The sequence below is a fragment of the Niastella caeni genome, from assembly GCF_004834005.1.
GTDB lineage: Bacteria > Bacteroidota > Bacteroidia > Chitinophagales > Chitinophagaceae > Niastella > Niastella caeni.
On sequence record NZ_STFF01000004.1, the window covers coordinates 628,439 to 654,542 of the forward strand.

Below are 26,104 nucleotides of genomic sequence, written 5' to 3' on the forward strand. Positions count from 1 at the left end.
AATTTTAGAGCTATCATTCTGTTTGGCGATGAATTTTTATGGCGAATTCTCCCGAGAGCTATCGGGAGCCAAAATAAAATAGAAATTTTCAGATGAATATATCGGAACTGAGTTTACGGCGACCAGTGTTGGCAACGGTACTGAACATCATGATCGTGTTGTTCGGCGTGATCGGGTTTACCTTCCTGGGCGTTCGTGATTATCCTGCTATTGACCCACCCAACGTAAGTGTGCGTACAAGTTATCCCGGCGCCAATGCAGAGATCGTAGAATCGCAAATTACCGAACCACTCGAAAAAGCCATCAACGGTATTGCCGGTGTGCGTAATATCACTTCTACCAGCAGCCAGGGTGTAAGCAGCATTAACGTAGAATTTGATTTAAGCATTGAGCTGGAAGCTGCCGCCAATGATGTGCGTGATAAAGTATCGCAGGCGCAACGGTCTTTACCAGATGACTTACCTGCCCCACCCGTTGTATCGAAGGCAGATGCCAGTTCAGATGCCATCATTTCCATGACGGTGCAAAGCAATACGCGTAACCAGCTACAGATCACCGAATATGGCACCAACGTGTTGATGGAACGGTTGCAAACCATTCCCGGTGTAAGCGCCATTCAAATATGGGGTGAAAAGCGGTATGCCATGCGCATCTGGTTCAACCCCGCTAAATTAAGTGCGTATGGACTAACGCCAGGTGATGTGCAAACTGCGCTTAACAGGGAGAATGTGGAGTTGCCGTCGGGAAAAATTACGGGTAATAAAACCGAATTAACCGTTCGCACATTCGGCCGTTTAACCACTGAAGAAGATTTCAATAATGTAATCATAAAGAACGTAAACGGAAGCGATATCCGTTTAAAGGATGTGGCCGAAGCGGTGCTGGGGCCCGAGAATGAAGAAACCATTTTGAAGGAAAGCCGCATTCCCATGATCGCACTGGCCCTGGTGCCGCAACCAGGTTCTAATTACGTAGCTATTTCCAACGAATTTTACCGTCGTTTTGAACAATTAAAAAAAGAAGTCCCAAACGATATCAAGCTGGGTATTGCGCTCGATCAAACCAAATTCATTAAGAAGTCAATTTCTGAAGTAGAGGAAACCCTGATCATTGCGTTGGTACTGGTGGTGTTGATCATCTATTTGTTTTTCCGAAGCTGGCTCATTGCCTTGCGCCCCCTCATAGATATCCCTGTTTCTTTGATCGGGGCCTTCTTTATTATGTACCTCAGCGGTTTTACCATTAATGTGTTGTCGCTGCTGGGTATTGTATTGGCCACAGGCCTGGTGGTGGATGATGGTATTGTGGTTACCGAAAACATCTTTAAAAAGATGGAAGAAGGCATGAACAAATACCAGGCGGCGCGCGAAGGTTCAAAAGAAATTTACTTTGCAGTAATAGCCACCTCTATTACGCTGGCCATTATCTTTTTGCCCATCATATTCTTACAAGGCTTTGTAGGCCGGCTGTTCCGCGAGTTTGGTATTGTGGTAGCCGGTGCGGTGTTGATCTCGGCACTGGTGTCATTAACGCTTACACCGGTGCTGAACGTGAAGCTTACCCGCAACGTGCATAAGCATGGCTGGTTCTATCATAAAACAGAACCTTTCTTCCGCTGGATGGAGAACGGCTATTACAATTCGCTGAAAAGATTTATGCGGGTTCGCTGGATAGCCTGGGTTATAGTTCTTGCTTGTGTTGCCCTGATCATTACCATCTTCGGCAATATAAAATCAGAACTGGCGCCCATGGAAGACCGCAGTCAGTTCCGGTTACAGGTGACTGCCCCGGAAGGCACTTCGTTCGATTATATGGATCAATACGTTGACCGGTTAGCCCAGTTGATGCTCGATTCCGTACCGGAATATAAAACTGTGCTTACGGTTACCGCACCCGGTTTCAGCGGTTCCGGCGCAACCAATACCGGTTTCGTTCGGTTAACATTGACCGAACCCCAGGAGCGCACCCGTTCCCAGCAACAGATCGTTGACATGGTGAACCGCAACCTGGGCAAGTTCTCTGATGGTAAGGCTTTTGCCATTCAGGAACAGACCATTTCGGTAAACCGCCGGGGTGGACTGCCGGTGCAATTCGTTATTCAGAATAATGATTTTAACAAGATCGCAGAGGTGCTGCCCAAGTTCCTGGAAGCGGCCAACAAGAACCCGATATTCCAGGGCGTGGATGTGGACCTGAAGTTCAATAAACCAGAAGTAAACATTGAAATTGACCGCATAAAAGCCAGTCAACTGGGGGTAAGCGTATCTGATGTGTCGCAAACCCTGCAACTGGCGTTGAGTAACCTGCAGCTCGGGTATTTTTACCGCACCGGTAAACAGTATTCGGTGATAGGCCAGGTGGCCCGTAACGACCGCGACGACCCCACCGACCTCAAGAATATTTATGTTCGCAATAACCGGAACGAGATCATTTCGCTCGATAACCTCGTTACCATGCGTGAACAAACCACGCCGCCCACCCTGTACCATTTTAACCGGTATAAATCGGCCACTGTTGCAGCCGGCCTGGCCCCAGGCCGTACATTGGGAGAAGGTATTGAGGCTATGCAGAATATTGCCGCAGGTTTGCTTGACGACACATTTGCTACCTCCCTGTCGGGCGCCAGCCGCGACTTTGCAGAAAGTTCAGGTAATACCCTCTTTGCATTATTACTGGCCCTGGCGCTGATCTTCCTGGTACTGGCTGCCCAGTTTGAAAGTTTTATAGATCCCATTGTGATCATGATCACCGTACCGTTGGCCTTTGCCGGCGCCCTTCTGTCATTGTGGTTGTTCGATCAAACCCTCAATATCTTTTCGCAAATTGGCATGATTATGCTGGTAGGGCTGGTTACCAAAAACGGTATCCTGATCGTGGAGTTTGCCAATCAGAAACAATTGGCTGGCATGCCTAAAAAAGAAGCGGTGGTAGAAGCGGCGAGTGCCCGTTTACGCCCGATATTGATGACCAGTCTGGCCATGTCGTTGGGTGCATTGCCCATTGCCCTTTCGCTGGGTGCTGCGGCTACCAGCCGTATACCACTGGGTATAGTAATTGTGGGTGGCATTATGTTCTCCCTGATCTTAACCTTATATGTGATACCAGCTATTTACTCATTCCTGTCACGTAGAAAGAAGAAAAGCGAACTGGAGTTGATGGATGATAAGGAAGGGTATAGAGCCTGATGGTTTGATTGATAGATTGTTTGATGGTTGGCCGGCTGAATGTTCTGGCTGTTCCCCAAATGGCTGACCGAATTTGAAACGCAATCATCAAGCCCTCGAGCCATCAAACCATTAAATAATAAAAGAATTTGAGACATCGATTATGAAATATGTTTCTATACTTTTCATTAGTTTGATTAGTTCCGTACTGGCAAATGCGCAACAGCAACTTACCCTGCAGGATGCTATTGCTGCTGCATTGAAAAATAATTATGACATATTGTTAAGCAGAAACGATTCCACTTCCTACGCGCTGGACCGTTATTATTCATTCGGTGCTTTTTTACCGCAGGTGAACGGAACAGCCACCTCTGTATGGAATACCAATGACCAGGAAGTGAAGTTTGTAGCCCGTGGCTCAGGTAAAGACAGTATTGTTCAACGAAACGGCATACGTACTACCAATATAAATTACGGGGTCAGCCTGAGCTGGACGTTATTCGATGGTATGCGCATGTTTGCCACCCGCGAAAAGCTCATTGAGCTGGAGCGACTGGGAACATTGAGCGTAAAAGCACAGGTTGTGAACAGCATTGCAGCGGTGATCAATAACTATTTCAATATTGTTCGCCAGAAACAACAGTTGAAAGCCGTAGAAGAACAAATGTCGATCAATGAAGAACGGGTAAAACTGGCCGACAAAAAGTTGTCGGTTGGTTTAGGCAGCAAACCGGAATTGTTACAGGCTAAAGTTGACTATAACGCCCAAAAGGCAGCCCAATTGCAACAGCAGATATTAATTGCCCAGTTGCGCGATCAGTTGAACCAGTTAATAGGGTTCAAACCAGGTTCTGTATATGAGGTTACTGACAGCATACCCATCAATATGAGTTTACAGTATGGGGAGTTTGCCCAAAAACTGGAACAGACAAATCCATTGTTATTGGTGGCCAAACAAAATATTGATATTGCGAACCTCACCGTGAAAGAACAACGGGCCGGGTTATGGCCAACGCTTTCTTTTACTTCAGCTTATAATTTCACTTCTACTAATAACAGTGTAGTGGTCAACCTCAACCAACCTTTCTTTAACCAGAATAAGGGATTCAACTACGGGTTTGGTTTGAATGTTCCCATCCTGAATGGTTTTAATACCCGCCGGCTCATTAAACAGGCGCAACTGGATGTACGGTACCAGCAGATAGATTACGATAAGCAACGATCATTGATCGACGTAGGCGTAAGCAATGCCTTTAAAGATTACGAACTACAAAAGCAACTGCTCCACCTCGAAGATGATAATATTATGCTGGCCAAAGAAAATGTGGCCATTGCGCTAGAAAGGTTCAAGCAGGGGGTATCAACCTACCTGGAGTTGCGGGAAGCCCAAAAAAGCCTGCAGGATGCCTATAATCGCCTGATTGCCGCCCGGTATAATACCAAGCTGGCAGAAACGGAATTGCTTAGATTAAAGGGCGAATTGCTGCGGTAGTTTCTGGTTTATTGTTTCTGGTTTTTGGTTTATTGTAGCCTCCTGCCTATTTTCGGGATTCCAAATGGTTTAGGCTTGTAAATATATTTACCTAAATCAATTAACATGGCTACCATAAACCGGTTTGAAGAACTTGAAATATGGCAGTTAGCCCGGAAGTTATATGGGAAGGTTTCATTAATAGCAGAAAGCTTAAGACATAAAAAAGAGTTCAGGTTCGCTGAGCAAATGAAATCGGCTGCAGGATCTGTAATGGACAATATAGCGGAAGGGTTTGAACGCAGCAGCCGGCTTGAATTCTTAAATTCCCTGAGTATTTCAAAAGGAGAATGTGGGGAGCTAAAATCCCAGATCTACCGGTGTTGGGATGATAAATATATATGTGAAACCGAATTTTCTGATCTTTATAACGAAACAGGTATTCTTTCCAAAAAAATAGCAGCATTTATTATCTATTTGAACTCCAGTGAAATTAAAGGCTTAAAATTTAAAGACAGACAAAAGTGAGCGAACAAGAAACTATAAACCAAAAACCAGAAACTGTTTTAGTTGGTATTATCATGGGTAGCGACAGCGATCTGCCTGTAATGAAAGCAGCGGCAGATGTGCTGAAGGATCTGGGTATTTCTTTTGAATTAACAGTGGTTTCGGCCCATCGCACCCCCATGCGGATGGTGCAATATGCTACAAAAGCCAGGGAAAGAGGACTGAAAGTGATCATTGCCGGTGCGGGCGGCGCAGCCCATTTACCCGGCATGGTAGCGTCATTAACCCCCTTACCGGTGATCGGCGTGCCTATAAAATCGTCTAACTCAATAGATGGCTGGGATTCTGTATTATCAATTCTTCAAATGCCCAATGGCATACCTGTTGCTACAGTAGCCCTGAATGCAGCAAAGAATGCCGGCATCCTGGCAGCCTCCATAATCGGATCATTTGATGAACAGATTGGTAATCAGGTAGCAGTTTTTAAGCAGAAATTGGAGGAAGAGGTATTGGTAAAGATTGAAAATCTCAAAAAACAAGGGTGGGATAATAAATTTGATTAGGGAATTATAGTTCATCCTTGTAATTTGCGCGCGGTATGAAACTCAAATTGCTCGACTACAGAGAAATTCCGGATTTGCCCATTGGCTCAAACCTCGAATTTTTTAATGATACCATGTACCTGGTTGATGATGATGCCAGCGACATGGTTGCCCTCAATAAGAAATGGCAAACATTGGCTACGCATCAATTATTGAGGTATGATGATCCGAAAATACTTCCCGGCAGCAAGTCCGATTTCGAAGCAACAACCATTGTTGAGGTGAATAGCATTCCCCGCTTGCTGGTATTGGGTTTCGATGTGAAAGACAATCACCACAAAGCCATCCTGGTGAACCTGGACGATTACACGAAAGAAGAATACGACATCACCGAATTTTATAACCGGTTGAAAGAAACCGTAGGCATCATTAATATTGAATCAGCCGCTATTGTACTGGGTAAACTGATATTATGTAACCGCGATCATAAATCCGCTCCCGAAAATCATATCATTGTTACCGATGCCGATTTCTGGAAACATCAGGGTACTGCAGAAATAACCACAGTAAGTTTTGATTTACCACAAACGTCTAACCAGGTGGTAGGGCTGTCGGGACTCACCTATTCGTATAAAAACGACTGGCTGATTGTTTCCCTGTTGTCTGAAAGCACCGATAAAGATCATAAAACCACAGGAGATAGCTACCTGGCCGTTATTGAGAACGCGTCCCGCAAAGTGGTTCGTAAAAAAATGAAGGTGAATTCCCTGTTTCATCTGAACGAAACAAATGAAGGCTTTACCGGTTTCAATATGCATTCGGTTTGTATTCGCTCTGAAAAAAGCCGCCGCCTGAAATTATTCCTGTTAGCTGATAACAAAGCCGGGAAAAATGGGGTGTTTACTGTTCGTGTAAAAGAGTAGTAAGCTGTAAGGTACTTGCATATGTGCTACAAAAATCATTTGCGTAGCGAGTAGGAAATAGCGAGTGGCGAGTAGGAAAAACAGGATGCAGCTAGCAAGTTGCGAAAATAAACCCCACTAGCTACTAGCCACTTACTACTCGCAGAACCTTATCAATGCTTTTCTTCAATTATAACAAATTGCTGTTCCAGGGTAAGTGAGTGTTCATATACTTTCTGAATAAACTCCCTTCCCCACAACGCATACCAGGGCATGAAGTTGTCGATTCGTTCCTGTAACCCATTGCGGGGGAACAACGCTGTACGGATGGCTTGGATCTGCCGTTGTTCAGCTTCGTATTTTCTTTTTTCGGCACGCAGTAATTTCTTTTCCAACTCCTGTATCGGCTTCAGTGTTTTAGCCTGTAATGCTTCTACATGTTGTAGTAAGCTTTTATCTATGTTGGCAGTTTTAGTCTTTAATAATTCATACACGTGCACGGCTGCTTCCAGTTCATTCTTTAATTTCAGTTCCCCGTTCTTGTGCCTGCTTACCAATATTGTAAGCAATTGCTGTTCGGGTTGAAAGAAATCCTTCGGTTCCAGGTCAAGCCTATTGATCTTCTCCTGCCATTTTTTTTCAACAACCAGGAATGAATTGCGCAGTAACAATACCGGGAATGGAACATGATAGTGTTCAAAAAGGCCTTTAAGTTCCAGCCAGTATGCTGTTTCACCACCTCCGCCTACAAATGCAATATTAGGAAGAACCGTTTCCTGGTACAATCCGCGTAAGATCACATTCGGACTAAACCGTTCGGGATGAACCGAAAGTTCAGTAAGAATTTCTTCTTTAGTAAAGCTTATTTCTGTATTTCTTACTTCATACTTCGTACCTCTTACTTCAATTAATTCCCTGATGTTATCCTTCAGGTAAAACAAATTGATATCGCGTGGGTGCGCCTGGGCTTTATACTGTTCCGATAATTTCTCAATGGTCTTCCCTACTATACCGGCTGCTGTTTGCTGCAACAGGTCTTCTCGGAAAACCGGCTCCATTGCTTTTTTCAGGTTCGCATTATCGGGCAGTACCACTATCAAACCATATTCTGCAAACAATGCGTTGATCAGTTTAAAAGTGGCGGTCTGTATATCGGGGCTTTCCAGGTAACAGGTGCGCAGCAATTGAATAAGCTCCTTACCATTAGGCTGCACCGATAATTCTCCTTCTATACGATGGATCATTTTATCGAGCCCTTTGGTTTGCATACGTCCAACAGCGCCTGTTTGCTTTGTTTCCCAAACTAACTTTTCGCCGCTGAGGTAAACATGACCGAGTTCATCCAGGTCGGCGTCTTCGCTGCCCATCCAGAATACCGGTACAAAATGGCTGCCCGGAAATTCCTGTTTAAACCGTTCGGCCAGTTTTATAACATGTACTATTTTATAAATAAAATACAGGTTACCGGTAAAGATGGCGGGTTGGTGTGCCGTGGTAACAGTAAAAGTATTGGGCTGTAAGAGTTGTTGAATATTTTGCTTTACTGCGGCAGTCGTATCGATCGCAGCATATTGTTTTTGCAGTTCTTCTACCAATAAGTTACGGTTGGGTTGTGCCAATTGCCGGGCCTGTATAGCGGCTGCAATCCCCTGCAACGAAACCGGGTGCTTATAAAAAGGCTGTAAAAACGGTGACTGGTTAAGATAATCTACAATGATCTTTGAAAAATAACCGGTCTGCTCAAATGATAAATTAGTAGAATTACAATCCATAAATAATAGAATGCGAACATAAAAGTACTATCAACCGCACGATTGCCATAACTGGTCGTCAATTTTAACGTTCCATTACTACTTTAGTTCATAGGCCACGAGACTATTTTTGAAGAAGGTGGGAACATATACGATCCTGTTTTTGGCATCATATCCAATATCGGCCGTATTGATCTTTTGTGCACGCGTATCGAGCAGGTTTTGTTTGGTGCCGTCGCCTTTCACATACCAGATGGCACCAGCCCAGCAGCTAACGATATAATCTTTTCCCTTTACATGTTCAACGCCATCGGTGCCGCCTTCCATGCCGTCGGCCAGTTTGGTGAATGTTTTATCTTTTTCTACTTTATATAAACCACCCGCATCCAGTACAAACAGGTCATTACCGTTGATCAATACGCCATTGGGCCCTTTAAGGCTATCGAGCCAGGTGGTAGCCTGCCCGTTTTCGATGCGATGAACCCTTTTAACTTTAGAATCTGAAACGTACAATACGCCTTTTTTATCTACTGTGATATCATTCAAACGCTCAGCGCCTTCAACCGGAATGGTTTGGGCAATAGTTCCGTTTTTTATATCTATTACGGCCACCTTATCAACATCAGCTACATACAGGTTGTTCTTATACAGCGCCATACCCTTGGGCGCCTGCAAACCGCTTACCCAATCCACCGTAATGATCTTGCCATCGAGCCCTACTTTGCCCACAGAGCCTTTGTTATCTTTTTCCCAGGGCTGTCCATCAATATTGGACACATATATGACTTTATTCTCTGCATCATACAATGCCCCTTCCGGCACTTTCAATAAGGAGTCTGTTTCCCATTTTTTAACAAGCTGATGTTCCTGTGCATTGGCAAACAGAGTTGCAAGGATCACTGTCCCGGTAATAAGGTGTTTTTTCATATGTGTAGCTTATTTTGAGGGTCTAAAGATACAGGTTTGTGGTTTATGGTTTGCTGTTTGTGGTTGCTGCCAACTGCCAGAATTTAACTTTGAGTCTGAAATTAAAGAACCACAAACCATAAACTACAAACAACAAACTTTTAGAACCTTTCGGGCGAAAACGCCTTCAAATCAATGCTAGGCTTCTTTTTATCGATCAGTTCTCCTACTAATTTTCCGGTTGCGGCAGCCAGTGACAAGCCCAGCATGGCATGACCGCCTGCAATAACCAGGTTGGTATATTTGCTATGATGGCCAATATAAGGCAGTCCATCGGGTGTAAGCGGCCGTAATCCATACCAGATCTTTTCTTTTGGCATTGCCTCCACCGGCAGATCGGGGTAATAGGCTTTGGCGCCATTGTAAATGGCATGCGCGCGCTTTATTAATAAAGGAGAATTGAGCCCGCTTATTTCCATAGTACCGCCCATACGCAGATCGGCGCCCATGGGCGTCATGGCTACACGTTTATCGACTAATATCGCAGGGTAACGCAGGTTGCGTTGTACGTTCTCATACGTCATGCTATAGCCCTTGCCGGCTTGTAACAAGAGGGAAACGCCCAGCTTTTCACTTACCACCGGCAACCACGATCCACTCGCCAGCACCATTTGAGAACATTCAAATTTGCCCTGGTTCGTGATAACTGCAGTAACTGTATTTCCTTTTTTCTCAAAACCTTTTACGGTAGTGTTCAATTGTAGTTTTACTCCACTCTTTTGCAAATGCGTTTTTAATGTGCGCATGAAGTCGCCAGGATGCATGTGGCAATCTATCGGGTACAATACCCCACCCTTTACATCCACCTGCACATCAGGCTCCATGGCCTGTACCTCCTGTGCATTTAAAATTTTGGTTTCAATATTCAGCGCAGCAGCTTCATTGGCCAGTTCTATTTCGTGTTTTTCAATAGCTGCCGATTTATACAACATGAAGCAACCTACTTCCTGCATGCGGAAGTTATTGCCAAGGTCGTTTTTTATATCGCTGGTCAATTCACGGCTTAATTGCAGAATATCATTTAAGGGCGGAACGTTTTGTTTTACTGTTTGCGCATTCGCCTGCTTCCAGAAGGTCATTAACCATTTGATGAGATCGAGGTTGAAGCGGGGCTTTATGTAAAACGGACTGGTTGAACTGAGCATCCAGCGCAAGCCTTGCGCAACTATTCCGGGCGTAGCGAGTGGAACAAAGTGACTGGGCGATACGTAACCGGCATTGCCAAAAGAAGTGCCATCGGTAATGTCGCCCTTTTCAATAACCGTTACTTCGTATCCTTCTTTCTGTAAGTAATATGCGCAGCAAAGACCAATTACTCCGGCGCCTATTATCGTTACATTTTTACTCATGTTTATTGTTTGGTTGTATAAACTAGCGGAATATGGCTAGTAGCTAGTGGTAAGTGGCTAGTGGGATTTTAAATTCGAAGCTCGATACTTTCTACTGGCTTTCTCCTACTCGCTACTCGCTATTTACTACTCGCTCTTTAAATTACCTGAAACCCATACGCATACGGATCGTCATCCGGGTCAATGGAAATGGTATTGTACCCATACACCTTGGCCCATCCCTCTATGCTTGGACGAATAGCCGGCTTTCCGGCTACCGTAGTTTCTTCTTCAATACGGCCAACGAACTGCGACCCGATGATGCTTTCATGTATAAAGGCATCGCCCTTTTTCAATTTACCTTTTGCATACCATTGTGCCATGCGGGCTGAAGTACCGGTTCCGCAAGGAGAACGATCAATGGCTTTATCTCCGTAAAAGACCGCATTGCGGGCCGTTGCATTTTTATCAATTACAGAACCAGTCCATAAGATATGTGAACAACCATTAATGGTTGGGTTCTCCGGATGTACAAACTGGTATTGCGCGTTTATTCGTTTGCGTAATTCACGCGCCCAGGCGATCAATTGATCGGCGCCATAATGTTCCAGCCCTTTAAAATTAGCCTGCACATCAACGATCGCATAAAAATTACCACCATACGAAACGTCAATGGTGAGTTCACCCAAATCGGGGCAAGTCACTTGTAAGCCTTCTGCTGCCAGGTAAGCCGGTACATTCACGAGCTCGACGCTTTTTACTTTTTTGCCTTCCTGTTTATAGCTGATCATTACCAGGCCGGCTGGTGTTTCCAACCGCACGCTACCAGGTACTTTAGGCGCTATCAATCCTTCTTCAATAGCAATGGTAATTGTGCCAATGGTACCGTGGCCGCACATTGGTAAACAACCGCTGGTTTCAATGAAGAGAACGGCTATGTCGTTTTGCGGATCGTGCGCCGGATACAGGATACTGCCACTCATCATGTCGTGGCCGCGTGGTTCAAACATCAGGCCTTTACGGATCCAGTCATATTCCTTTAAAAAATGCTGGCGTTTTTCACTCATGTTCTTTCCTTCCAGTACAGGACCTCCACCGGCTACCAGGCGTACCGGGTTACCGCAAGTATGTGCATCGATACAGAAAAAAGTTTTCTTCATGGACCGCGAGTAAAGTAGTAAAAAATTAGTAATGAAAATAAATTTCTATGCCGCAAGAAACCGCAATATGGTTTGTGGTTTATGGTTTGTGGTTTGTTGTTCTTTAAGTCAGGATTTCTGAGTGGTTTTGGGCCGATGCCTATTGCGATTTCCGAAATTTCAGGTAAAACCTCAAAGCGCGCCAGCAACCACAAACGACAAACTACAAACTACAAACTGGCCTTCGTTACCACATCATTCACCGTTCTCCAAATATCTAAAGGATTATTATTCTTTAATTCCTCTGGCAAAAGACTATCAGGCCAGTTTTGATAAGCAATCGGGCGGGCAAATCGTTTGATGCCATCTGCGCCTACAGAGGTAAATCGCGAATCGGTTGTTGCCGGGAAAGGACCGCCATGGTGCATGCTTAAACATACTTCCACGCCGGTAGGAACGCCGTTCACAATAAATCGTCCACAAATATTTTTTACGGCTTCCACCAGTTCATCATTATCTGTAATATCTTTTTCAGTGGCCATCAGGGTGGCGGTTAATTGTCCTTCCAAATGCCGTACAACTTCCAGCAATTCCCCTTTGTCTTTACAACGAATGACAATTGAATATGGGCCAAATACCTCCTGGTGTAAGATGGGATTGTTTAGGAACGCTTCGCCGCTGGCAGAAGCAATGGTAGGTATTCCCTGGTTGGCCGCAGCCTGTGCATCGCTTATAGCTACTGTTTGTACCTGTTGTTGCGATAAGGCGCGAGCCCTGTTCTCCGCATAATTTTTTGAAATGCCGGGGTGCAGCATAGTGCCCGGGCTTATTGCTTTTATTTCATTGCCCAAAGTAGTAATGAATTGTTGCAGTTCATCGCCTTCAATGCCGAAGATCAATCCGGGATTGGTGCAGAATTGTCCAACCCCCAGCGTAATAGAGCCGGCATACATCTTCGCCACATCAACTGCACTCTGTTTCAATTTTTCAGGGAACAGGAACACGGGATTCACACTACCCATTTCTGCAAACACGGGAATCGGCTCTTTGCGTTGGTTTGCCCAATCGAACAAGGCTTTGCCACCGAGATACGAACCGGTAAAACCAACTGCTTTGGTATGAGGATGCGTTACCAGCGCCTTTCCTACTTCCTGCGAAACGCCGTGTACGTGCGCAAAAACGCCGTTAGGCAGGTTGCATTTGCCGGCTGCTTTCAATATGGCTTGTGCTACTAATTCAGAAGTTTGAGCATGCGCCGGATGTGCTTTTACAATAACCGGGCAACCGGCTGCAAAAGCACAGGCTGTATCGCCGCCTGCAGTGGAATAAGCGAATGGAAAATTACTGGCGCCAAATACGACAACCGGGCCCAAAGGGATCAGCATTTTGCGGAGATCTGGTTTGGGTGGCGTTTTAGAAGCATTCGCCGTATCGATCCTTGCTTCAAGCCATTCTCCCCTTTCACAGGCATCTGCATAACTGGTTAGCTGGAACATGGTGCGGGCCCTTTCATTGCGTAAACGCGCCTCGGGCAAATTGGTTTCCCGCATAGCGGTTTGTATCAATTCATCGCCTGCATTTTCAAGTTCCACCGCAATGCTGCGCATAAATTGCGCCCTTTCTTTTAACGAACACTTCCGGTATTGATGAAAAGCCTGCCATGCATTATTCAGTGCCTGATCTATCTCGTGTGAAGAAGCATCTTTAAACATAGTTAATGTATTTACCGTTGTATCGGGTTACAAAGGTATTATACATTCCTTTAACCAATATCCCTGCGTGAAATATTGAAGCTAAATTGATAATTATTGTTAATTGGTGGGATTGTTACAGCGCTTTCGCCATGGCTTCGGCGGGCGATGCCGGATTAACAGGAAAGAAAGAAGATCTTTCTTTCACTGTTAACTTATTCCGGGATATGCTGGCTTTACAGCATAAATGAATAATCAGAACCTAAACCCTCTGTTTGGAGAGTTGCTACTAATGATAACAAAGCAAATTAACCTGGCTCAAATTTACCGGCTAAATAAACTACTTTATAATTTTAGTTTGTGTATTTATTATTTTTTTTTGTTAATGGTATGTCACATTTATTTAATTAATTAGGACTGCAAACTTTTTTTAGCACCTAATAAAATAAAGAGGCAGGCACATGAGGTTGTGCGCCTGCCCGTGTGGATAACATACAGTAAAAAAAATATCGTCGCACTACTAAATTATCCACTGTAATGCCCGGTATAGATCTGCTTCGTAAACCTTTCCGGATTTGCCATTGCCTCCATTGAGCCAATTAGTAAACTATCGATTAATGGACTATTGATTAACGGAACCTCTAATTTGAATGACGAATATTACTGTGAAAATATTTGATCATTGATCTTTCAATGTAAAATATTTACAATGCGAAGGTATTGCTAAATAAATATGGCTGCAATACAACTTTGTGGTAATAATTATTAGTTTATGGTTTATAGTTTATTGTTTATAGTTAGTTCCGGGGTGAGATGTTGGAGGTTACAAATAACAAAACTGCTGCATGTAATGAGCCTGCCCGAACTGCAGCAACAACCACAAACTACAAACTATTCTACTACTTCACCTTCCAGGTCGTAATCGTACGCCTTCGTGATCTTTACATGTACAAATTCGCCGATGGTTAATTTTCTGGAGCTGTTAACGATCACTTCATTGTCTACTTCCACACTATCAAATTCAGTACGGCCTAAGTAGCGGCCTGATTCTTTTTTATCGATGAGCGTCTTGAATGTTTTGCCAACTTTCTCCTGGTTCTTTTCGTAGCTGATATCCTGCTGCACTTCCATGATCTCCTGTGCCCGTAATTCTTTTTCTTCGTGCGGAATATTGTCTTCGAGGCCATGCGCTGAAGTTCCTTCTTCATGCGAATACGTAAAGATGCCCACCCGCTCGAACCGGTGTTGTTTCAGGAACGACTTTAACGACTCTACATCATCCTGTGTTTCGCCCGGGAAACCCGCAATTAATGTAGTACGTAAACAAATGCCAGGTATTTTCTCCCTGATGGCGCTGATGAGCTCGGTCATTTCCGCCTGCGTGATCTGGCGTTTCATCGCTTTAAGCATATTGTCGCTGGCATGTTGCAGCGGCATATCGAGGTAATTGCAAATGTTATCACGCTCCCGCATTACATCCAGGATCTCCAATGGAAATTTAGATGGATATGCATAATGCAGCCGGATCCATTCCAGGCCTTTTACATCGGCCAGGCGGTTTAACAGCTCGGGCAACATGCGTTTTTTATAAATATCCAGGCCGTAATAAGTAAGCTCCTGGGCAATAAGCATAACTTCTTTAACGCCTTTCCTCACCAGGCCTTCCGCTTCTTTAACCAGGTCTTCAATAGTTCTGCTGATGTGTTGTCCGCGCATGAGTGGAATGGCGCAAAAAGAGCAGGTACGGTTACAACCTTCAGAAATTTTCAGGTAGGCGTAATGGGTAGGCGTAGCAAGCAAGCGTTCGCCTAACAGTTCAGCCTTATAATCGGCTTCAAATTGTTTCAGGATCAACGGCAGCTCCATGGTGCCGAAATAAGCATCTACTTCAGGAATTTCCTGCTCCAGGTTATTTTTATACCGTTCGCTCAGGCAACCTGTTACATATACTTTATCCAACTGGCCGCGGCGTTTGCGTTCCACCTGCGCCAGAATGGTGTTGATGGATTCTTCCTTGGCCTTATCAATAAAACCACAGGTATTTACAATAACAATATTGTGATCTGATTTCTTGTTCTCATGTATCACCTCAATATCATTCGCTTTTAATTGACCGCTCAACACTTCACTGTCTACCATGTTCTTGCTGCAGCCTAGCGTAATGATGTTAACCTTATCTTTTTTATGTGATCTTACTTTCATATAAGGGCGCAAAGGTACTAAAGAAAGCTGCACGCTGCAAGCTTCAAGCTACAAGCAAATACAAAGAACCAATTTCCAAAACCTCAAATCACAAAAAACCTGGTTACTTAACCCAATTTAAGGTTGAGGTTTCGCGATTTAATATTTGTGATTTTATAATGTGATTTGTTATTTGAAATTTTGGTTGCCCGCCCAACAATTGTTAAACTCTTTGTGTTTTACGGGTTTAGGTGTAATATTGCGCAGCCTATTGTAGTAAAGGGTATTGAGGCTGAGGCGCTTATACTTGTTTTTAAATTATGTACGATTTGGCATAGTTTTTAAAAGTGTTATTGACCAAACATTGAATATTTATGAAAAGAATCGTTGCTCTTTTAGGCTTAATGACCCTTTTGACCGTTTCCCGTACCCAGGCCCAGTCCATGGGATCAGAATATCGCACTGCTATTGGTGCTAAATTCTGGCCTGGTGGTTTAACTGTAAAACATTTTATCCGCGATAACCGGGCTTTGGAAGGCATTGCCTATTTCTGGGGACATGGTTTTCGTTTTACCGGTTTATATGAAGTGCACGGTGATATCAATGGCGCCCCAGGCCTGAAATGGTATGTTGGCCCCGGCGCCCACTTTGGTGTTTACAATGAACGCTGGCATCGTAATGGTGAATATTATGATGATGGCGATGCTTCATTGGGTGTTGACGGCGTACTGGGCCTCGATTACAAGATCAACGGCGCTCCTATTGCCCTGAGCCTTGATATTAATCCTTATGTAGAGTTCCTGAATGGCGCTTATGTTGGTGTTTGGGGTGGATTAGGCATCAAGTTTACCTTCTAAGAGGATTTGAAAATGCATTAAATAAAAAACGTCCCGGGCTTCGGGACGTTTTTTTATTTATAAGATGTTTGGTTTTTAATGTCACCCCAACTTAAACAAACTGTCTACAAACTCATGTTTGTCGAAGACCAGCAGGTCTTCCATTTTCTCACCTACTCCTATGAACTTCACCGGTATTTTAAATTGATTGGCGATGGCCAGCACCACACCACCTTTAGCCGTTCCATCGAGTTTGGTAATGGCGAGAGCCGATACATCGGTGGTGGCTGTAAAATGTTTCGCCTGCTCTAAAGCGTTTTGTCCGGTAGAACCATCGAGCACCAGCAGTACTTCATGCGGCGCTTCGGGGATCTGTTTTTGAATCACCCGGCGGATCTTACCCAGTTCATCCATCAGGTGGGCTTTGTTGTGTAACCGGCCGGCGGTGTCGATAATGATCACATCAACGCCTTTGGCCAGACCGCTTTGCACGGTATCGAAGGCTACTGAAGCCGGGTCGGAACCCATGGCTTGTTTTACGATGGGAACACCTACCCGATCACTCCAGATGGTTAGCTGGTCAACTGCAGCAGCGCGGAAGGTATCTGCGGCGCCCAGCAAAACCGACTTACCGGCTTTTTTGAAATTATACGCCAGTTTACCGATGGTAGTGGTCTTTCCTACCCCATTCACTCCAACCACCAGCATTACATAGGGCCTGGTAGGCAGTTCGGTATTGAAACTATAGGAATTACTTTCCGGAGCATCTACTAATATTGCTTCAATTTCTTGTTGTAATATCCTGTTCAGCTCGTTGGTATTGAGATATTTGTCTTTTGCTACACGTTGTTCTATGCGTCCAATGATCTGAACGGTGGTATCAATGCCCACATCGGCGCTTACCAGGGCGTCTTCGAGGTTATCGAGCACTTCTTCATCTACTGTACTTTTGCCGGCAATGGCTTTGGTGATCTTCGACAGAAATCCTTCTTTGGTTTTCTGCAGTCCCTGGTCGAGCGATTCTTTTTCTTTTTTACCAAACAACTTCCCGAAAAAACTCATTTTCCTGATTTTAAGGCTAAGATAATTGATTTATGATCGTTAATCGGCAATCAGGCTTTTTTAAAGCTGTGCCGAAAATGGATCTCCGGTTTCCTGCACAGCCCAGCTACCTTCCGCTATTTCTTCGTCAAGCTCATGGTGATCCCAGCCGCAATAGCCTAAAAATATCATGCAATCTTTCTCGGTAATAATTTGATTGTTAATATGTATCACGGCTTGCTTAAAATTTCCCCCAAAGTAAATGTTATCGGTTACCGGTACTCCTCCTTCTATTAGATCTGGCCGTTGATGTATAAAATACAGGTGCTCCTGGTCTACCGGACCGCCCAGGTATATTGGAAAAGGTTTTATGGTTTTAAACTCTTCCAGTTCGTTTAGCTTTCTGGGGAATTTTTGATTAACCACAAAGCCCATAGCTCCCTTGTCGTTGTATTCGGTAATAAAAACCACTGAATTTTCAAAAACGGTATCATTTAGCAGGGAGGTGCTTTTTAAAAAGAGTCCTGGTTTCATGAAGCGAAGGTAATTTAACAACGGGAGAAACGGGGAGACATTGGTGAAATGCAAAAAAGCTGTTCCCTTACGAGAACAGCTTATGATAAAATACTTCCTTACCCAAAATTATTTTCCAGCTAAGAATTCTTTGATCTTGTCTTTGTGCACGATATTTTCTTTGAAGGTATATGCACCAGTCTTCTCACTGCGTACAGCACGTATTACCTTCGTCCAGTTTTTTGCTTCAGCTGCTGCTTTAGCATCTTTAGTTTTCGCGTTTTTAGAAGCTGCTTTTGCCATGGGAAAAATTTGAAAATTTGTGAATTTGAAAATTTGAAAATTTCACTTGTGATGCGTCAATTTTCAAATTGGCACATCTTCAAATTTTCAAATCAATTACTTGATTTCTTTGTGAACCGTTACCTTTTTCAGGATCGGGTTGTATTTTTTCAGCTCCAGGCGTTCTGGAGTGTTCTTTTTGTTTTTGGTAGAAATATACCGGCTGGTACCAGGCTGTCCGCTGTTTTTGTGCTCAGTACATTCCAAAATTACCTGTACTCGGTTACCTTTCTTTGCCATTGTTATTACGCTTTAAAAGTTAATTAGATTTTTTCACCCTTTGCGCGCAGTTCTTTGACTACGGGCATCAAACCTCTTTTGTTAATAGTACGAATACCTTCAGTTGATAACTTCAGGGTGATCCATTTATCTTCTTCGGCCAGGTAAAAACGCTTTGTTTGCAAATTCGGTAAAAACCTACGTTTGGTTTTAATGTTGGAATGCGAAACTTTGTGTCCTGTTACTGGAACTTTACCTGTCACCTGACATACTCTAGCCATGACGCATAAAAATTTAGGACGGCAAAGGTCGGAAAATCTAGGGAATCCACAAATTAATACCAAACTTTTTTTGTTGTTTTTTCAACATCTGTGGATATGTTCGTCTTGGAAATGTGCAAATTAGTAAATTTGACCAGGTTATTCACATTTATTGGGCTTCGGTGCCTGCTGAAGCGTTCTAAAACTTTCTAAAAGGAGCTTCACCCATGCAAAATTAAGAATTACACGGATCTGGTGAGAACCGGCGCTTTTACGGGAGTTTCCTTTTTTACCTGTTGTTTACCCTTCTTCGCCCCAGGATTGTTCCCAGGTCGTATCTGATTAACCAATACATCGCACTTATCTTTAATGTATCTCGTTGGTGTTTCGTACATGTTCCGTACATATTAAAGGAACGGGACATATACGGCACATATACGAGACATGTACGAAATATATACGGGACACCGGTTAATCAAATACGAAGCAAATACGGCCCGGGACCGAAGCGGGGGATACAATAAGAAATAATGAGGAAAGTCTGGGTGAGAAAGGTCGGTGCCGTTTCAATTGCGCCACCATACTCCGACGCCGAAACTTCAGCGACACGAGAACAGCCAGCATGCCCTATTCACAATTCAAGCATGCCTTATAGCGGCAAACTTCATGCAAGAATAGGCTTATATGAAACCCTCCAGGCCTTTATCTGCTTTTTTCTCACCAATCGATTTAATAATTACTTAATTTAATTTTAATTTACGCCTTCTCACCTTTGGCAGAACATCTTCATACCCAATTGTATGAAGATTCGAAATCGGGCACAGAAATTAGATAGATTTCTTTAAACCTAAATGGAATTACCAGGGGGAATTCTGCCAAAACAAATATGAGCACACAGATGAAACGTAAGACAATAGCACGGGATATTAGTTGGTTATCTTTTAATGCCAGGGTATTACAGGAAGCTGCTGACCCCAGTGTGCCCTTGCGGGAACGGATCAAATTTTTAGGCATTTTCTCCAATAATATGGATGAATTCTTCCGGGTTCGGGTAGCAACCCTGAAACGCATGACCCAGGTAGGTAAAAAGAACATGCACATGGAAATAGCGCCCGGCAAGATCCTTGATGAAATTCAGCAAATCGTACTGGAACAACAGACCGAATTCAACCACATATGGGAAGGACTGCATAAAGAACTTGAAAAAGAAAAGATCTTCCTGATCACAGAAAAAGCCCTGAATAAAGAACAGCAGAAATTCGTTCAAACGTTTTTTGAGGAAGAAGTGCGGAGCAATACCATTCCGCTCATGATCGAAAGTATTCAGCAGTTTCCTTACCTGCGCGAAAAATCAATTTACCTGGGCGTGGTGCTTTCCCGCAAAGACGGCACCCTGAAACGCAAATATGCCATTGTTGAAATTCCTGCCAAGGCCAATGGCCGGTTCATTCAATTGCCTTCGCCGCCGGGCCAGCACCAAATTATTTTGCTGGAAGATGTGATCAGGTTCAACCTGAAAAGCATTTTCTCTTATTTCGGGTACGATCGATATGCATCCTGGGTATTTAAAGTGACCAAGGACGCCGAAATTGATATGGACAGCGACATTTCAACCAGCCTTATTCAAAAGATAGAAAAGGGGGTAAAGAACCGACGGAAAGGTAAACCCGTGCGGTTTGTGTTCGATAAACAAATGGATTCAGGTTTACTCGATTACCTGATCCGCAAGCTGAACCTGTCGCACAAAGACAGCCTGATCCCCGGCGGACGGATCCATAATTTCCGGCATTTTATGGATTTTCCCGATGTGTTTGAGAAAAAGGGGCACCGGAAACGGCCGTTTGTGCATCCCATGCTGAAAAGCACCCTGCGCGTAACGGATGTGGTGTTGCAGACAGACATAATGCTCAATTTTCCTTACCACTCCTTCCACCCTATTATTGACCTGCTGCGCGAGGCTGCCATTGACCCCGATGTAACGGTGATTAAAATAACCGCTTACCGCCTGGCCAGCAATTCAAAAGTGATAAACGCCCTTGTTAATGCAGTGCGTAACGGCAAACAGGTAACGGTGATGCTCGAGCTGCGGGCACGGTTCGACGAAGAAGCCAACCTGGAGTGGAAAGAACGGCTGGAAGAAGAAGGCGTAAAAGTATTGATCAGTATTGCCGATATGAAGGTGCATGCCAAAGCCTGTCTTATTAAAAAACGGGTGAATAACCACACCATTCATTACGGTTTTATAAGTACCGGCAACCTGAACGAAAAAACGGCTACCGTGTATGGCGATCATTGCCTGCTTACGGCCGACCGGCATATAATGGCCGATGTAAACCGCATATTTAATTACCTGGAGAAGAGTAAGGATGGGATACATTTTTTAAAAGCTTGCAAAACCATTATCCCCTGCCCCACCGATTTGCGGAAAGAACTGCTGAAGCTCATTAACCGGGAAATAAAAAATGCCAAAGAAGGTAAACCTGCCGAGATCATATTAAAGATGAATTCACTGAGTGATGAAACCCTGATCGAAAAGCTGGACGAAGCAGCCCGGTCGGGCGTAGAACTAAAACTCATCATTAGGGGTATCTTCTGTATGTATTCAGAAAACAAGAAGTTTAAAAAGCCCGTAAAAGCGATTAGTATTATAGATGAGTACCTGGAACACGCCCGGGTGTTCATTTTTCATAATAATGGTAATGAAAAGGTATATATCTCATCGGCCGACTGGATGGTGCGCAACCTCGACCACCGTGTTGAAGCTACTTGTCCTATTTTTGACGAGAATATTAAAAAAGTGTTGAAAAATATCCTGGAAATACAACTCAGTGATAATGTAAAAGCCAGAATTTTGGACAATGAATTAAGTAACCGGTATATGCGTGACCGGAAACATAAAAAAGTACGGTCGCAGGTTGAGACATATAATTACTTACATCAAAAAACGAACGTGATACCCGGGTTGCCACCACCTGTAGTTACAGAACCTGCAGTAATTGGTGAAACACCTGTATAAACTGACACATGAAACTGGCGGCTATTGATATTGGCAGTAATGCAGCGAGATTGCTGATCTCTGATGTTATTTTTTCCAATAACAAAAGACCGCAATTTCAAAAGATCAACCTGGTTCGGGTGCCATTGCGCTTAGGCTTTGATGTATTTGAAGAAAAAAAGATCTCCCCGGAAAAAGAGGATATGATCCTCAATACCATTAAAGCATACAAGCTATTGATGGATGCTTATGGTGTACAGCATTGCAAAGCGGCCGCCACTTCTGCCATGCGCGATGCCACCAATGCGAAAGAGATCATTGAACGGGTAAAACGGGAAACCGGTATTGGCATTGAAGTGATCACCGGCGATGCAGAAGCTTCTTTCATTTACGAAAATCATATTGCAGAAAATCTCGATAAGAATCATACCTATTTATACATTGATGTAGGTGGCGGCAGCACCGAACTTACTTTCTTTGCCAACGGCAGGCTCATTTTCAAACGTTCTTTTAATATTGGTACCATTCGATTGCTGAAAGACCAGGTAGATGATTTTTTATGGGGAGAAATGAAAGATTTTGTGAAGCGCGAAACGAAGCCCTATAATGATATTATTGCCATTGGTTCAGGCGGAAACATCAATAAAATATTCTCGCTCTCCAAAAGAAAAGAAGGCAAGCCATTACCGCTTCAACTGTTAAAGGACTATTACAAGGAGTTCAGTAATTTTTCGGTTGCCGATAGAATACGTATTTATAAACTGCGCGAAGACCGGGCCGATGTGATCGTGCCTGCCCTGTTCATATATGTAAATGTGATGCGCTGGGCCAATATTGAAGAAATTTATGTGCCCAAGATCGGTTTGGCCGATGGACTGATTCAGCACTTGTATGATGAGTTGAAGATGGAAGGGAAGCTAGTAGTAAGTAGCTAGTGGTGTTAGTGGGGGCAAAAGACAAATAGTCACCAAGCAATATGCAATTGGCAAGGCATTCAGCAACATTGGTCTATAGTCAATTATTCTGAACTTCCTCATTTTTAACATCTTATCCTCTACTTTCTCATTTCTCTGTTTCACATTTTTGATTTCTCATTTCATTTTCCCTTACCTTAGCAGCCACTAACACTGCGAGGAGCATTATGAATGTGTTTTATTCTAATGCAGAGCCATATTCCCTCCCGCCTTTCATACACTAAACTCCCAAGTATGTCGGTACACGTTAACAAAGAAGTAAAAAAAGTAACGACCCATACGTTACAAAGAATGAAGGCCGTAGGAGAAAAAATATCGATGATAACGGCTTATGATTATTCCTTTGCCCGGTTGTTTGATGAAGCCGGTATTGATGTAATACTGGTTGGCGATTCTGCTTCGAATGTAATGGCTGGTCATGAGACTACGCTGCCCATTACCCTCGATCAGATGATCTATCATGCCTCCGCGGTTATTCGCGGCATTAACCGTTGTTTTGTTGTGGTTGACCTGCCGTTTGGCACTTACCAGGCTAATTCAAAAGAAGCGCTGGCCTCAGCCATTCGCATTATGAAAGAAACAGGTGCGCATGCCGTTAAGCTGGAAGGCGGCGAGGAAGTACTGGAATCAATTAAACGCATTGTGGCTGCGGGTATTCCCGTAATGGGGCACCTGGGTTTAACGCCACAGTCTATTTACAAGTTCGGCACCTATACCGTACGGGCACGCGAAGAAGCCGAAGCAAATAAACTGCGAAACGATGCAAAGCTGTTGCAGGAAGCTGGTTGTTTTGGCGTGGTGCTGGAAAAAATACCGGCACAACTGGCAAAAGAAGTATCTGAATCGATCATAATACCTACCATTGGCATTGGCGCCGGTATGTATTGCGATGGACAGGTATTGGTTATGCACGATATGCTGGGTATTAATACCGAATTCAAACCTCGCTTTTTACGGCAATACCTGAATTTGTATGAACAGATCACCGGTGCTGTAAAGAATTATATTCACGATGTGAAGGCTAAAGACTTCCCTAACGATAAGGAACAATACTAAAATGTAGAATATTAAATGTCGAATATTGAATGTTGGAGTGAAATAAATCATTACTTCAACATTCAATATTTAATATTCGATATTCATCTGTTCTACCTAACCGCTACATCGGCATCCAACACTTCATACAACATGAGGTTGGCTTGCTTCTTTTTTAATTGCAGGAACAACGTATTGCAGTCGGTCGATGCAGTTGTTTTTGCGATCACTTCTATTTTGTTATAGAACAGAATTCGAAGGAGTCGCTTTTCTTTTTCGAGCCTGAGCCTGGCTTTGGCCAGATCAGTTGGTTCGTCACTAATAGTTTTCTCGGCAAAGACCACTGCATTTTTTACATGGTGGTTGTTGCTACGCAGGTTCAAAATTTGACAGGCACATACTTTGGCTGCCGTAGTAGCCGTAATGATGCTATCAAATGTTTTTACCGAAGTAATAAAACGGGTAGCTGTAAATGTTGATGGAGCTGCATGACCATCGTTAGCTAATGTGGTGGTGGTATTGATCACAATGCATGCAATCAACAGGAACCAGGTTTTGTAAAAAGGGTTCATTGGTACGGTAATAATCAAGTTAACAATGTGATTAAGGTTTTTACAGGAACACCGGAACTTGATTAAATAGGCAGGAAGAAAGTCATTGCTGATTGAGTGATTTCGAGATTTGGCGATTTGATTTATGCGGGCATCATGAATAATATTTAAATCCCGAAATCGCTAATTCCCAAAATCGAAAATTCTTTTTTCTACCTGCAGGGCGCAGGCTTCTCATCGGATACGTGATGCAAAGAATGAAACTAATTTTGAGATTTCATAGCATTTGTGACAAACTTTTTTAACGCCAATCAGTAATTGATTCATTTTCAATTTATATATATTCTTTATCGTTAAAAAACATTTAAGGAGTGCGTGTTTTTACGAATATACTTGCGCATGAACCGGGGTTATAGCCAATGGACTTTATTAAAAAAAAGAAGCCTTTTGTAGACACAAAAGGCTCAAACGATTGCTTGCCATATGAAAGTGCAAAGATAAATTAATTGTGTTATCGTAGTATTAACCAAGTGTATAGAAAATGTTAACATTAAGTGTTTCACAAACAATTGCCAGTGTAGACGGGCTTTGCAGTAATGGTAAATGGTGATTCTTGAATAAATAGCTTATGAATTGGAATACCCGGGTCAATTGCCAATTGGCAATATGCAATTGGCAAAGCCTGCCGATAATCGGGCTTTCGGATTATTACACTATGCCTATTGTGTCTATTGCTTATTGCCTATTGACTACTCCCGGTTCGCTCTCCGTTGTTTAAACTCATCTTTCATTTCAGCCTGTTGCTGCTTGTATGTTTTAAATTGTTCTTTCGTCAATACTTCTTTCATTTTTTTATCACGATCTGCATTTAGTGATTTGAACTTTTTATACCTCGCCATTTTAGGGGCGCCTGATCTTTTTAATTCAGCGATCCCTTCAAACCAGGTGGTATTGATGGCATCTACTTTATTTGACTGATCTTCTGTAAGCTTCAGTTCTTCCTTATAAGCCTGGTATTTTGCTTTGGCTTCTTTCTTTTGTTCTTCCGTCATTTTTGATTGTGCAGAAGCATTGACTGTCACCAGCAGAATCAATAACAGCAGCGTGGTAATTTTGATAATTCGTTTCATATGTATTTGTATTTTGATTGTAGATCGCTATTGATGTTAGTAGTATCAATCGGATCAATAACAATAGACTACCCACTAACCCTGACGTTTATTCACACCTATGATTTTTTTGTGGAGCTATTTTAAGCGGTTTAACAAAATTGTAGTTACAAGTAAAGAAAAAAATGTGCAGTTTTAGGCCTGAATGATTTACATAACACAACTCATTTACATTAGAGAGGGACAGGAAAATAAATTTTTCGAGTATGAAGATGCAGTTCTCCCCCTTTTGTGGAAATATAGCGGACAACTTCTTTTACGTTTACGGCCAACAAGTAGTACATTTGTAGATAATTCAATAGAACACCCATTCGAAATCCACCTGGTAGCTTTTGAAAATGAGGAATGTCTCGAGCAGTATCTGCAAGATGAGGAAAGAAAAAGCTATCTGCACCTTAAAGAACAATCTGTTAAATCAATTGTTCTGCTAAAAGGAATCCAGGTTTAATAAATCCAGTTTATTCTACTTGTTTACAAATTTACCGGGTAATCCAACGGTACTTGAACCAGGAATGTCAATTTTGGAA

The 26,104-nt window shown here is 43.2% G+C and carries 22 protein-coding genes and 1 pseudogene; 10 read left to right on the top strand and 13 right to left on the bottom strand.

What is annotated here, in order from left to right:
• The first annotated feature begins 92 nt into the window (after positions 1 to 92).
• The 5 genes from FAM09_RS17350 (at position 93) to FAM09_RS17370 (ending at position 6,607) form a co-directional block, all read left to right on the top strand.
• Positions 93 to 3,185, top strand: coding sequence for an efflux RND transporter permease subunit (locus tag FAM09_RS17350; protein ID WP_136578390.1), 3,093 nt, complete (start codon positions 93 to 95; stop codon positions 3,183 to 3,185).
• A gap of 142 nt (positions 3,186 to 3,327) precedes the next feature.
• The gene (locus FAM09_RS17355; protein ID WP_136578391.1) at positions 3,328 to 4,656 is read left to right on the top strand and encodes a TolC family protein; all 1,329 of its coding nucleotides are present in this window, start codon (positions 3,328 to 3,330) and stop codon (positions 4,654 to 4,656) included.
• Between the two features lie 105 nt (positions 4,657 to 4,761).
• Entirely contained in the window at positions 4,762 to 5,163 is a 402-nt protein-coding gene (locus FAM09_RS17360; protein ID WP_136578392.1) for a four helix bundle protein, read from the top strand.
• Positions 5,160 to 5,705, top strand: a complete 546-nt coding sequence (gene purE, locus FAM09_RS17365) for a 5-(carboxyamino)imidazole ribonucleotide mutase (protein WP_243751694.1) — start codon at positions 5,160 to 5,162, stop codon at positions 5,703 to 5,705. The genes FAM09_RS17360 and purE overlap by 4 nt, the downstream gene beginning before the upstream one ends.
• Positions 5,706 to 5,740: 35 nt before the next feature.
• On the top strand, positions 5,741 to 6,607 hold the full coding sequence (locus tag FAM09_RS17370) for a DUF6929 family protein (RefSeq protein ID WP_136578393.1): 867 nt from the start codon (positions 5,741 to 5,743) through the stop codon (positions 6,605 to 6,607).
• A gap of 152 nt (positions 6,608 to 6,759) precedes the next feature.
• On the opposite strand, the gene bshC is transcribed toward FAM09_RS17370, so the two are convergent.
• From bshC to FAM09_RS17395, 5 genes and pseudogenes are all read right to left on the bottom strand, one after another.
• Positions 6,760 to 8,358 (bottom strand): bacillithiol biosynthesis cysteine-adding enzyme BshC, encoded by a 1,599-nt coding sequence (gene bshC / locus FAM09_RS17375; RefSeq protein WP_136578394.1) that lies wholly within the window; start codon positions 8,356 to 8,358, stop codon positions 6,760 to 6,762.
• Between the two features lie 78 nt (positions 8,359 to 8,436).
• Positions 8,437 to 9,264 (bottom strand): SMP-30/gluconolactonase/LRE family protein, encoded by an 828-nt coding sequence (locus tag FAM09_RS17380; RefSeq protein ID WP_136578395.1) that lies wholly within the window; start codon positions 9,262 to 9,264, stop codon positions 8,437 to 8,439.
• Between the two features lie 140 nt (positions 9,265 to 9,404).
• Positions 9,405 to 10,652 carry an NAD(P)/FAD-dependent oxidoreductase gene (locus FAM09_RS17385; RefSeq protein ID WP_136578396.1) on the bottom strand — a complete coding sequence of 416 codons (1,248 nt, stop codon included), beginning with the start codon at positions 10,650 to 10,652 and terminating at the stop codon, positions 9,405 to 9,407.
• A 137-nt stretch (positions 10,653 to 10,789) separates the two neighbouring features.
• Positions 10,790 to 11,791, bottom strand: a complete 1,002-nt coding sequence (locus FAM09_RS17390; RefSeq protein ID WP_136578397.1) for a 4-hydroxyproline epimerase — start codon at positions 11,789 to 11,791, stop codon at positions 10,790 to 10,792.
• Between the two features lie 209 nt (positions 11,792 to 12,000).
• Positions 12,001 to 13,485, bottom strand: a pseudogene (locus FAM09_RS17395) (aldehyde dehydrogenase (NADP(+))); the annotation flags it as partial.
• An 83-nt stretch (positions 13,486 to 13,568) separates the two neighbouring features.
• Here FAM09_RS17395 and FAM09_RS30740 point away from each other — a divergent pair.
• Positions 13,569 to 13,712 (top strand): hypothetical protein, encoded by a 144-nt coding sequence (locus tag FAM09_RS30740; protein WP_153825462.1) that lies wholly within the window; start codon positions 13,569 to 13,571, stop codon positions 13,710 to 13,712.
• Positions 13,713 to 14,352: 640 nt separating this feature from the next.
• On the opposite strand, the gene rimO is transcribed toward FAM09_RS30740, so the two are convergent.
• On the bottom strand, positions 14,353 to 15,663 hold the full coding sequence (rimO, locus tag FAM09_RS17400; RefSeq protein ID WP_136578399.1) for a 30S ribosomal protein S12 methylthiotransferase RimO: 1,311 nt from the start codon (positions 15,661 to 15,663) through the stop codon (positions 14,353 to 14,355).
• Positions 15,664 to 16,016: 353 nt separating this feature from the next.
• Between rimO and FAM09_RS17405 the strand changes: the two genes are divergently transcribed.
• Positions 16,017 to 16,499 (top strand): hypothetical protein, encoded by a 483-nt coding sequence (locus FAM09_RS17405; protein WP_136578400.1) that lies wholly within the window; start codon positions 16,017 to 16,019, stop codon positions 16,497 to 16,499.
• Between the two features lie 81 nt (positions 16,500 to 16,580).
• Here the strand turns inward: FAM09_RS17405 and ftsY are convergent, their stop codons facing one another.
• The 5 genes from ftsY to rpmB all read right to left on the bottom strand — a co-directional run bounded on the left by ftsY (position 16,581) and on the right by rpmB (position 18,874).
• Entirely contained in the window at positions 16,581 to 17,540 is a 960-nt protein-coding gene (gene ftsY, locus FAM09_RS17410) for a signal recognition particle-docking protein FtsY (RefSeq protein ID WP_136578401.1), read from the bottom strand.
• A gap of 60 nt (positions 17,541 to 17,600) precedes the next feature.
• Positions 17,601 to 18,053: a YqgE/AlgH family protein gene (locus FAM09_RS17415; RefSeq protein WP_136578402.1), complete on the bottom strand. Its 453-nt coding sequence runs from the start codon at positions 18,051 to 18,053 to the stop codon at positions 17,601 to 17,603.
• Between the two features lie 108 nt (positions 18,054 to 18,161).
• Positions 18,162 to 18,335: a DUF4295 domain-containing protein gene (locus FAM09_RS17420; RefSeq protein WP_136578403.1), complete on the bottom strand. Its 174-nt coding sequence runs from the start codon at positions 18,333 to 18,335 to the stop codon at positions 18,162 to 18,164.
• A gap of 96 nt (positions 18,336 to 18,431) precedes the next feature.
• The gene (rpmG, locus tag FAM09_RS17425) at positions 18,432 to 18,614 is read right to left on the bottom strand and encodes a 50S ribosomal protein L33 (protein WP_038107717.1); all 183 of its coding nucleotides are present in this window, start codon (positions 18,612 to 18,614) and stop codon (positions 18,432 to 18,434) included.
• A 23-nt stretch (positions 18,615 to 18,637) separates the two neighbouring features.
• Positions 18,638 to 18,874 (bottom strand): 50S ribosomal protein L28, encoded by a 237-nt coding sequence (gene rpmB / locus FAM09_RS17430; RefSeq protein ID WP_081155212.1) that lies wholly within the window; start codon positions 18,872 to 18,874, stop codon positions 18,638 to 18,640.
• Positions 18,875 to 19,751: 877 nt separating this feature from the next.
• Between rpmB and ppk1 the strand changes: the two genes are divergently transcribed.
• The 3 genes from ppk1 (at position 19,752) to panB (ending at position 23,878) form a co-directional block, all read left to right on the top strand.
• Positions 19,752 to 21,869 carry a polyphosphate kinase 1 gene (gene ppk1, locus FAM09_RS17435; protein WP_136578404.1) on the top strand — a complete coding sequence of 706 codons (2,118 nt, stop codon included), beginning with the start codon at positions 19,752 to 19,754 and terminating at the stop codon, positions 21,867 to 21,869.
• An 8-nt stretch (positions 21,870 to 21,877) separates the two neighbouring features.
• The gene (locus tag FAM09_RS17440; protein ID WP_136578405.1) at positions 21,878 to 22,783 is read left to right on the top strand and encodes a Ppx/GppA phosphatase family protein; all 906 of its coding nucleotides are present in this window, start codon (positions 21,878 to 21,880) and stop codon (positions 22,781 to 22,783) included.
• Positions 22,784 to 23,056: 273 nt separating this feature from the next.
• The gene (panB, locus tag FAM09_RS17445; protein ID WP_136578406.1) at positions 23,057 to 23,878 is read left to right on the top strand and encodes a 3-methyl-2-oxobutanoate hydroxymethyltransferase; all 822 of its coding nucleotides are present in this window, start codon (positions 23,057 to 23,059) and stop codon (positions 23,876 to 23,878) included.
• Between the two features lie 92 nt (positions 23,879 to 23,970).
• On the opposite strand, the gene FAM09_RS17450 is transcribed toward panB, so the two are convergent.
• Together FAM09_RS17450 and FAM09_RS17455 are read right to left on the bottom strand one after the other, a co-directional pair.
• On the bottom strand, positions 23,971 to 24,429 hold the full coding sequence (locus FAM09_RS17450; protein WP_136578407.1) for a hypothetical protein: 459 nt from the start codon (positions 24,427 to 24,429) through the stop codon (positions 23,971 to 23,973).
• A 728-nt stretch (positions 24,430 to 25,157) separates the two neighbouring features.
• Positions 25,158 to 25,538 carry a hypothetical protein gene (locus FAM09_RS17455; RefSeq protein WP_136578408.1) on the bottom strand — a complete coding sequence of 127 codons (381 nt, stop codon included), beginning with the start codon at positions 25,536 to 25,538 and terminating at the stop codon, positions 25,158 to 25,160.
• Between the last annotated feature and the right edge of the window lie 566 nt (positions 25,539 to 26,104).

Bases quoted from the DNA above. Each gene is read 5' to 3' on its own strand.
- FAM09_RS17415 (WP_136578402.1), bottom strand. From the start codon at position 18,053: ATGAAACCAGGACTCTTTTTAAAAAGCACCTCCCTGCTAAATGATACC.
- FAM09_RS17450 (WP_136578407.1), bottom strand. From the start codon at position 24,429: ATGAACCCTTTTTACAAAACCTGGTTCCTGTTGATTGCATGCATTGTG.
- FAM09_RS17385 (WP_136578396.1), bottom strand. From the start codon at position 10,652: ATGAGTAAAAATGTAACGATAATAGGCGCCGGAGTAATTGGTCTTTGC.
- FAM09_RS17355 (WP_136578391.1), top strand. From the start codon at position 3,328: ATGAAATATGTTTCTATACTTTTCATTAGTTTGATTAGTTCCGTACTG.
- ppk1 (WP_136578404.1), top strand. From the start codon at position 19,752: ATGAAACGTAAGACAATAGCACGGGATATTAGTTGGTTATCTTTTAAT.
- rimO (WP_136578399.1), bottom strand. From the start codon at position 15,663: ATGAAAGTAAGATCACATAAAAAAGATAAGGTTAACATCATTACGCTA.
- FAM09_RS17370 (WP_136578393.1), top strand. From the start codon at position 5,741: ATGAAACTCAAATTGCTCGACTACAGAGAAATTCCGGATTTGCCCATT.
- FAM09_RS17360 (WP_136578392.1), top strand. From the start codon at position 4,762: ATGGCTACCATAAACCGGTTTGAAGAACTTGAAATATGGCAGTTAGCC.
- FAM09_RS17390 (WP_136578397.1), bottom strand. From the start codon at position 11,791: ATGAAGAAAACTTTTTTCTGTATCGATGCACATACTTGCGGTAACCCG.
- ftsY (WP_136578401.1), bottom strand. From the start codon at position 17,540: ATGAGTTTTTTCGGGAAGTTGTTTGGTAAAAAAGAAAAAGAATCGCTC.
- FAM09_RS17440 (WP_136578405.1), top strand. From the start codon at position 21,878: ATGAAACTGGCGGCTATTGATATTGGCAGTAATGCAGCGAGATTGCTG.
- rpmG (WP_038107717.1), bottom strand. From the start codon at position 18,614: ATGGCAAAGAAAGGTAACCGAGTACAGGTAATTTTGGAATGTACTGAG.
- panB (WP_136578406.1), top strand. From the start codon at position 23,057: ATGTCGGTACACGTTAACAAAGAAGTAAAAAAAGTAACGACCCATACG.
- FAM09_RS17455 (WP_136578408.1), bottom strand. From the start codon at position 25,538: ATGAAACGAATTATCAAAATTACCACGCTGCTGTTATTGATTCTGCTG.
- FAM09_RS17420 (WP_136578403.1), bottom strand. From the start codon at position 18,335: ATGGCAAAAGCAGCTTCTAAAAACGCGAAAACTAAAGATGCTAAAGCA.
- rpmB (WP_081155212.1), bottom strand. From the start codon at position 18,874: ATGGCTAGAGTATGTCAGGTGACAGGTAAAGTTCCAGTAACAGGACAC.
- FAM09_RS17405 (WP_136578400.1), top strand. From the start codon at position 16,017: ATGAAAAGAATCGTTGCTCTTTTAGGCTTAATGACCCTTTTGACCGTT.
- FAM09_RS17350 (WP_136578390.1), top strand. From the start codon at position 93: ATGAATATATCGGAACTGAGTTTACGGCGACCAGTGTTGGCAACGGTA.
- bshC (WP_136578394.1), bottom strand. From the start codon at position 8,358: ATGGATTGTAATTCTACTAATTTATCATTTGAGCAGACCGGTTATTTT.
- FAM09_RS17380 (WP_136578395.1), bottom strand. From the start codon at position 9,264: ATGAAAAAACACCTTATTACCGGGACAGTGATCCTTGCAACTCTGTTT.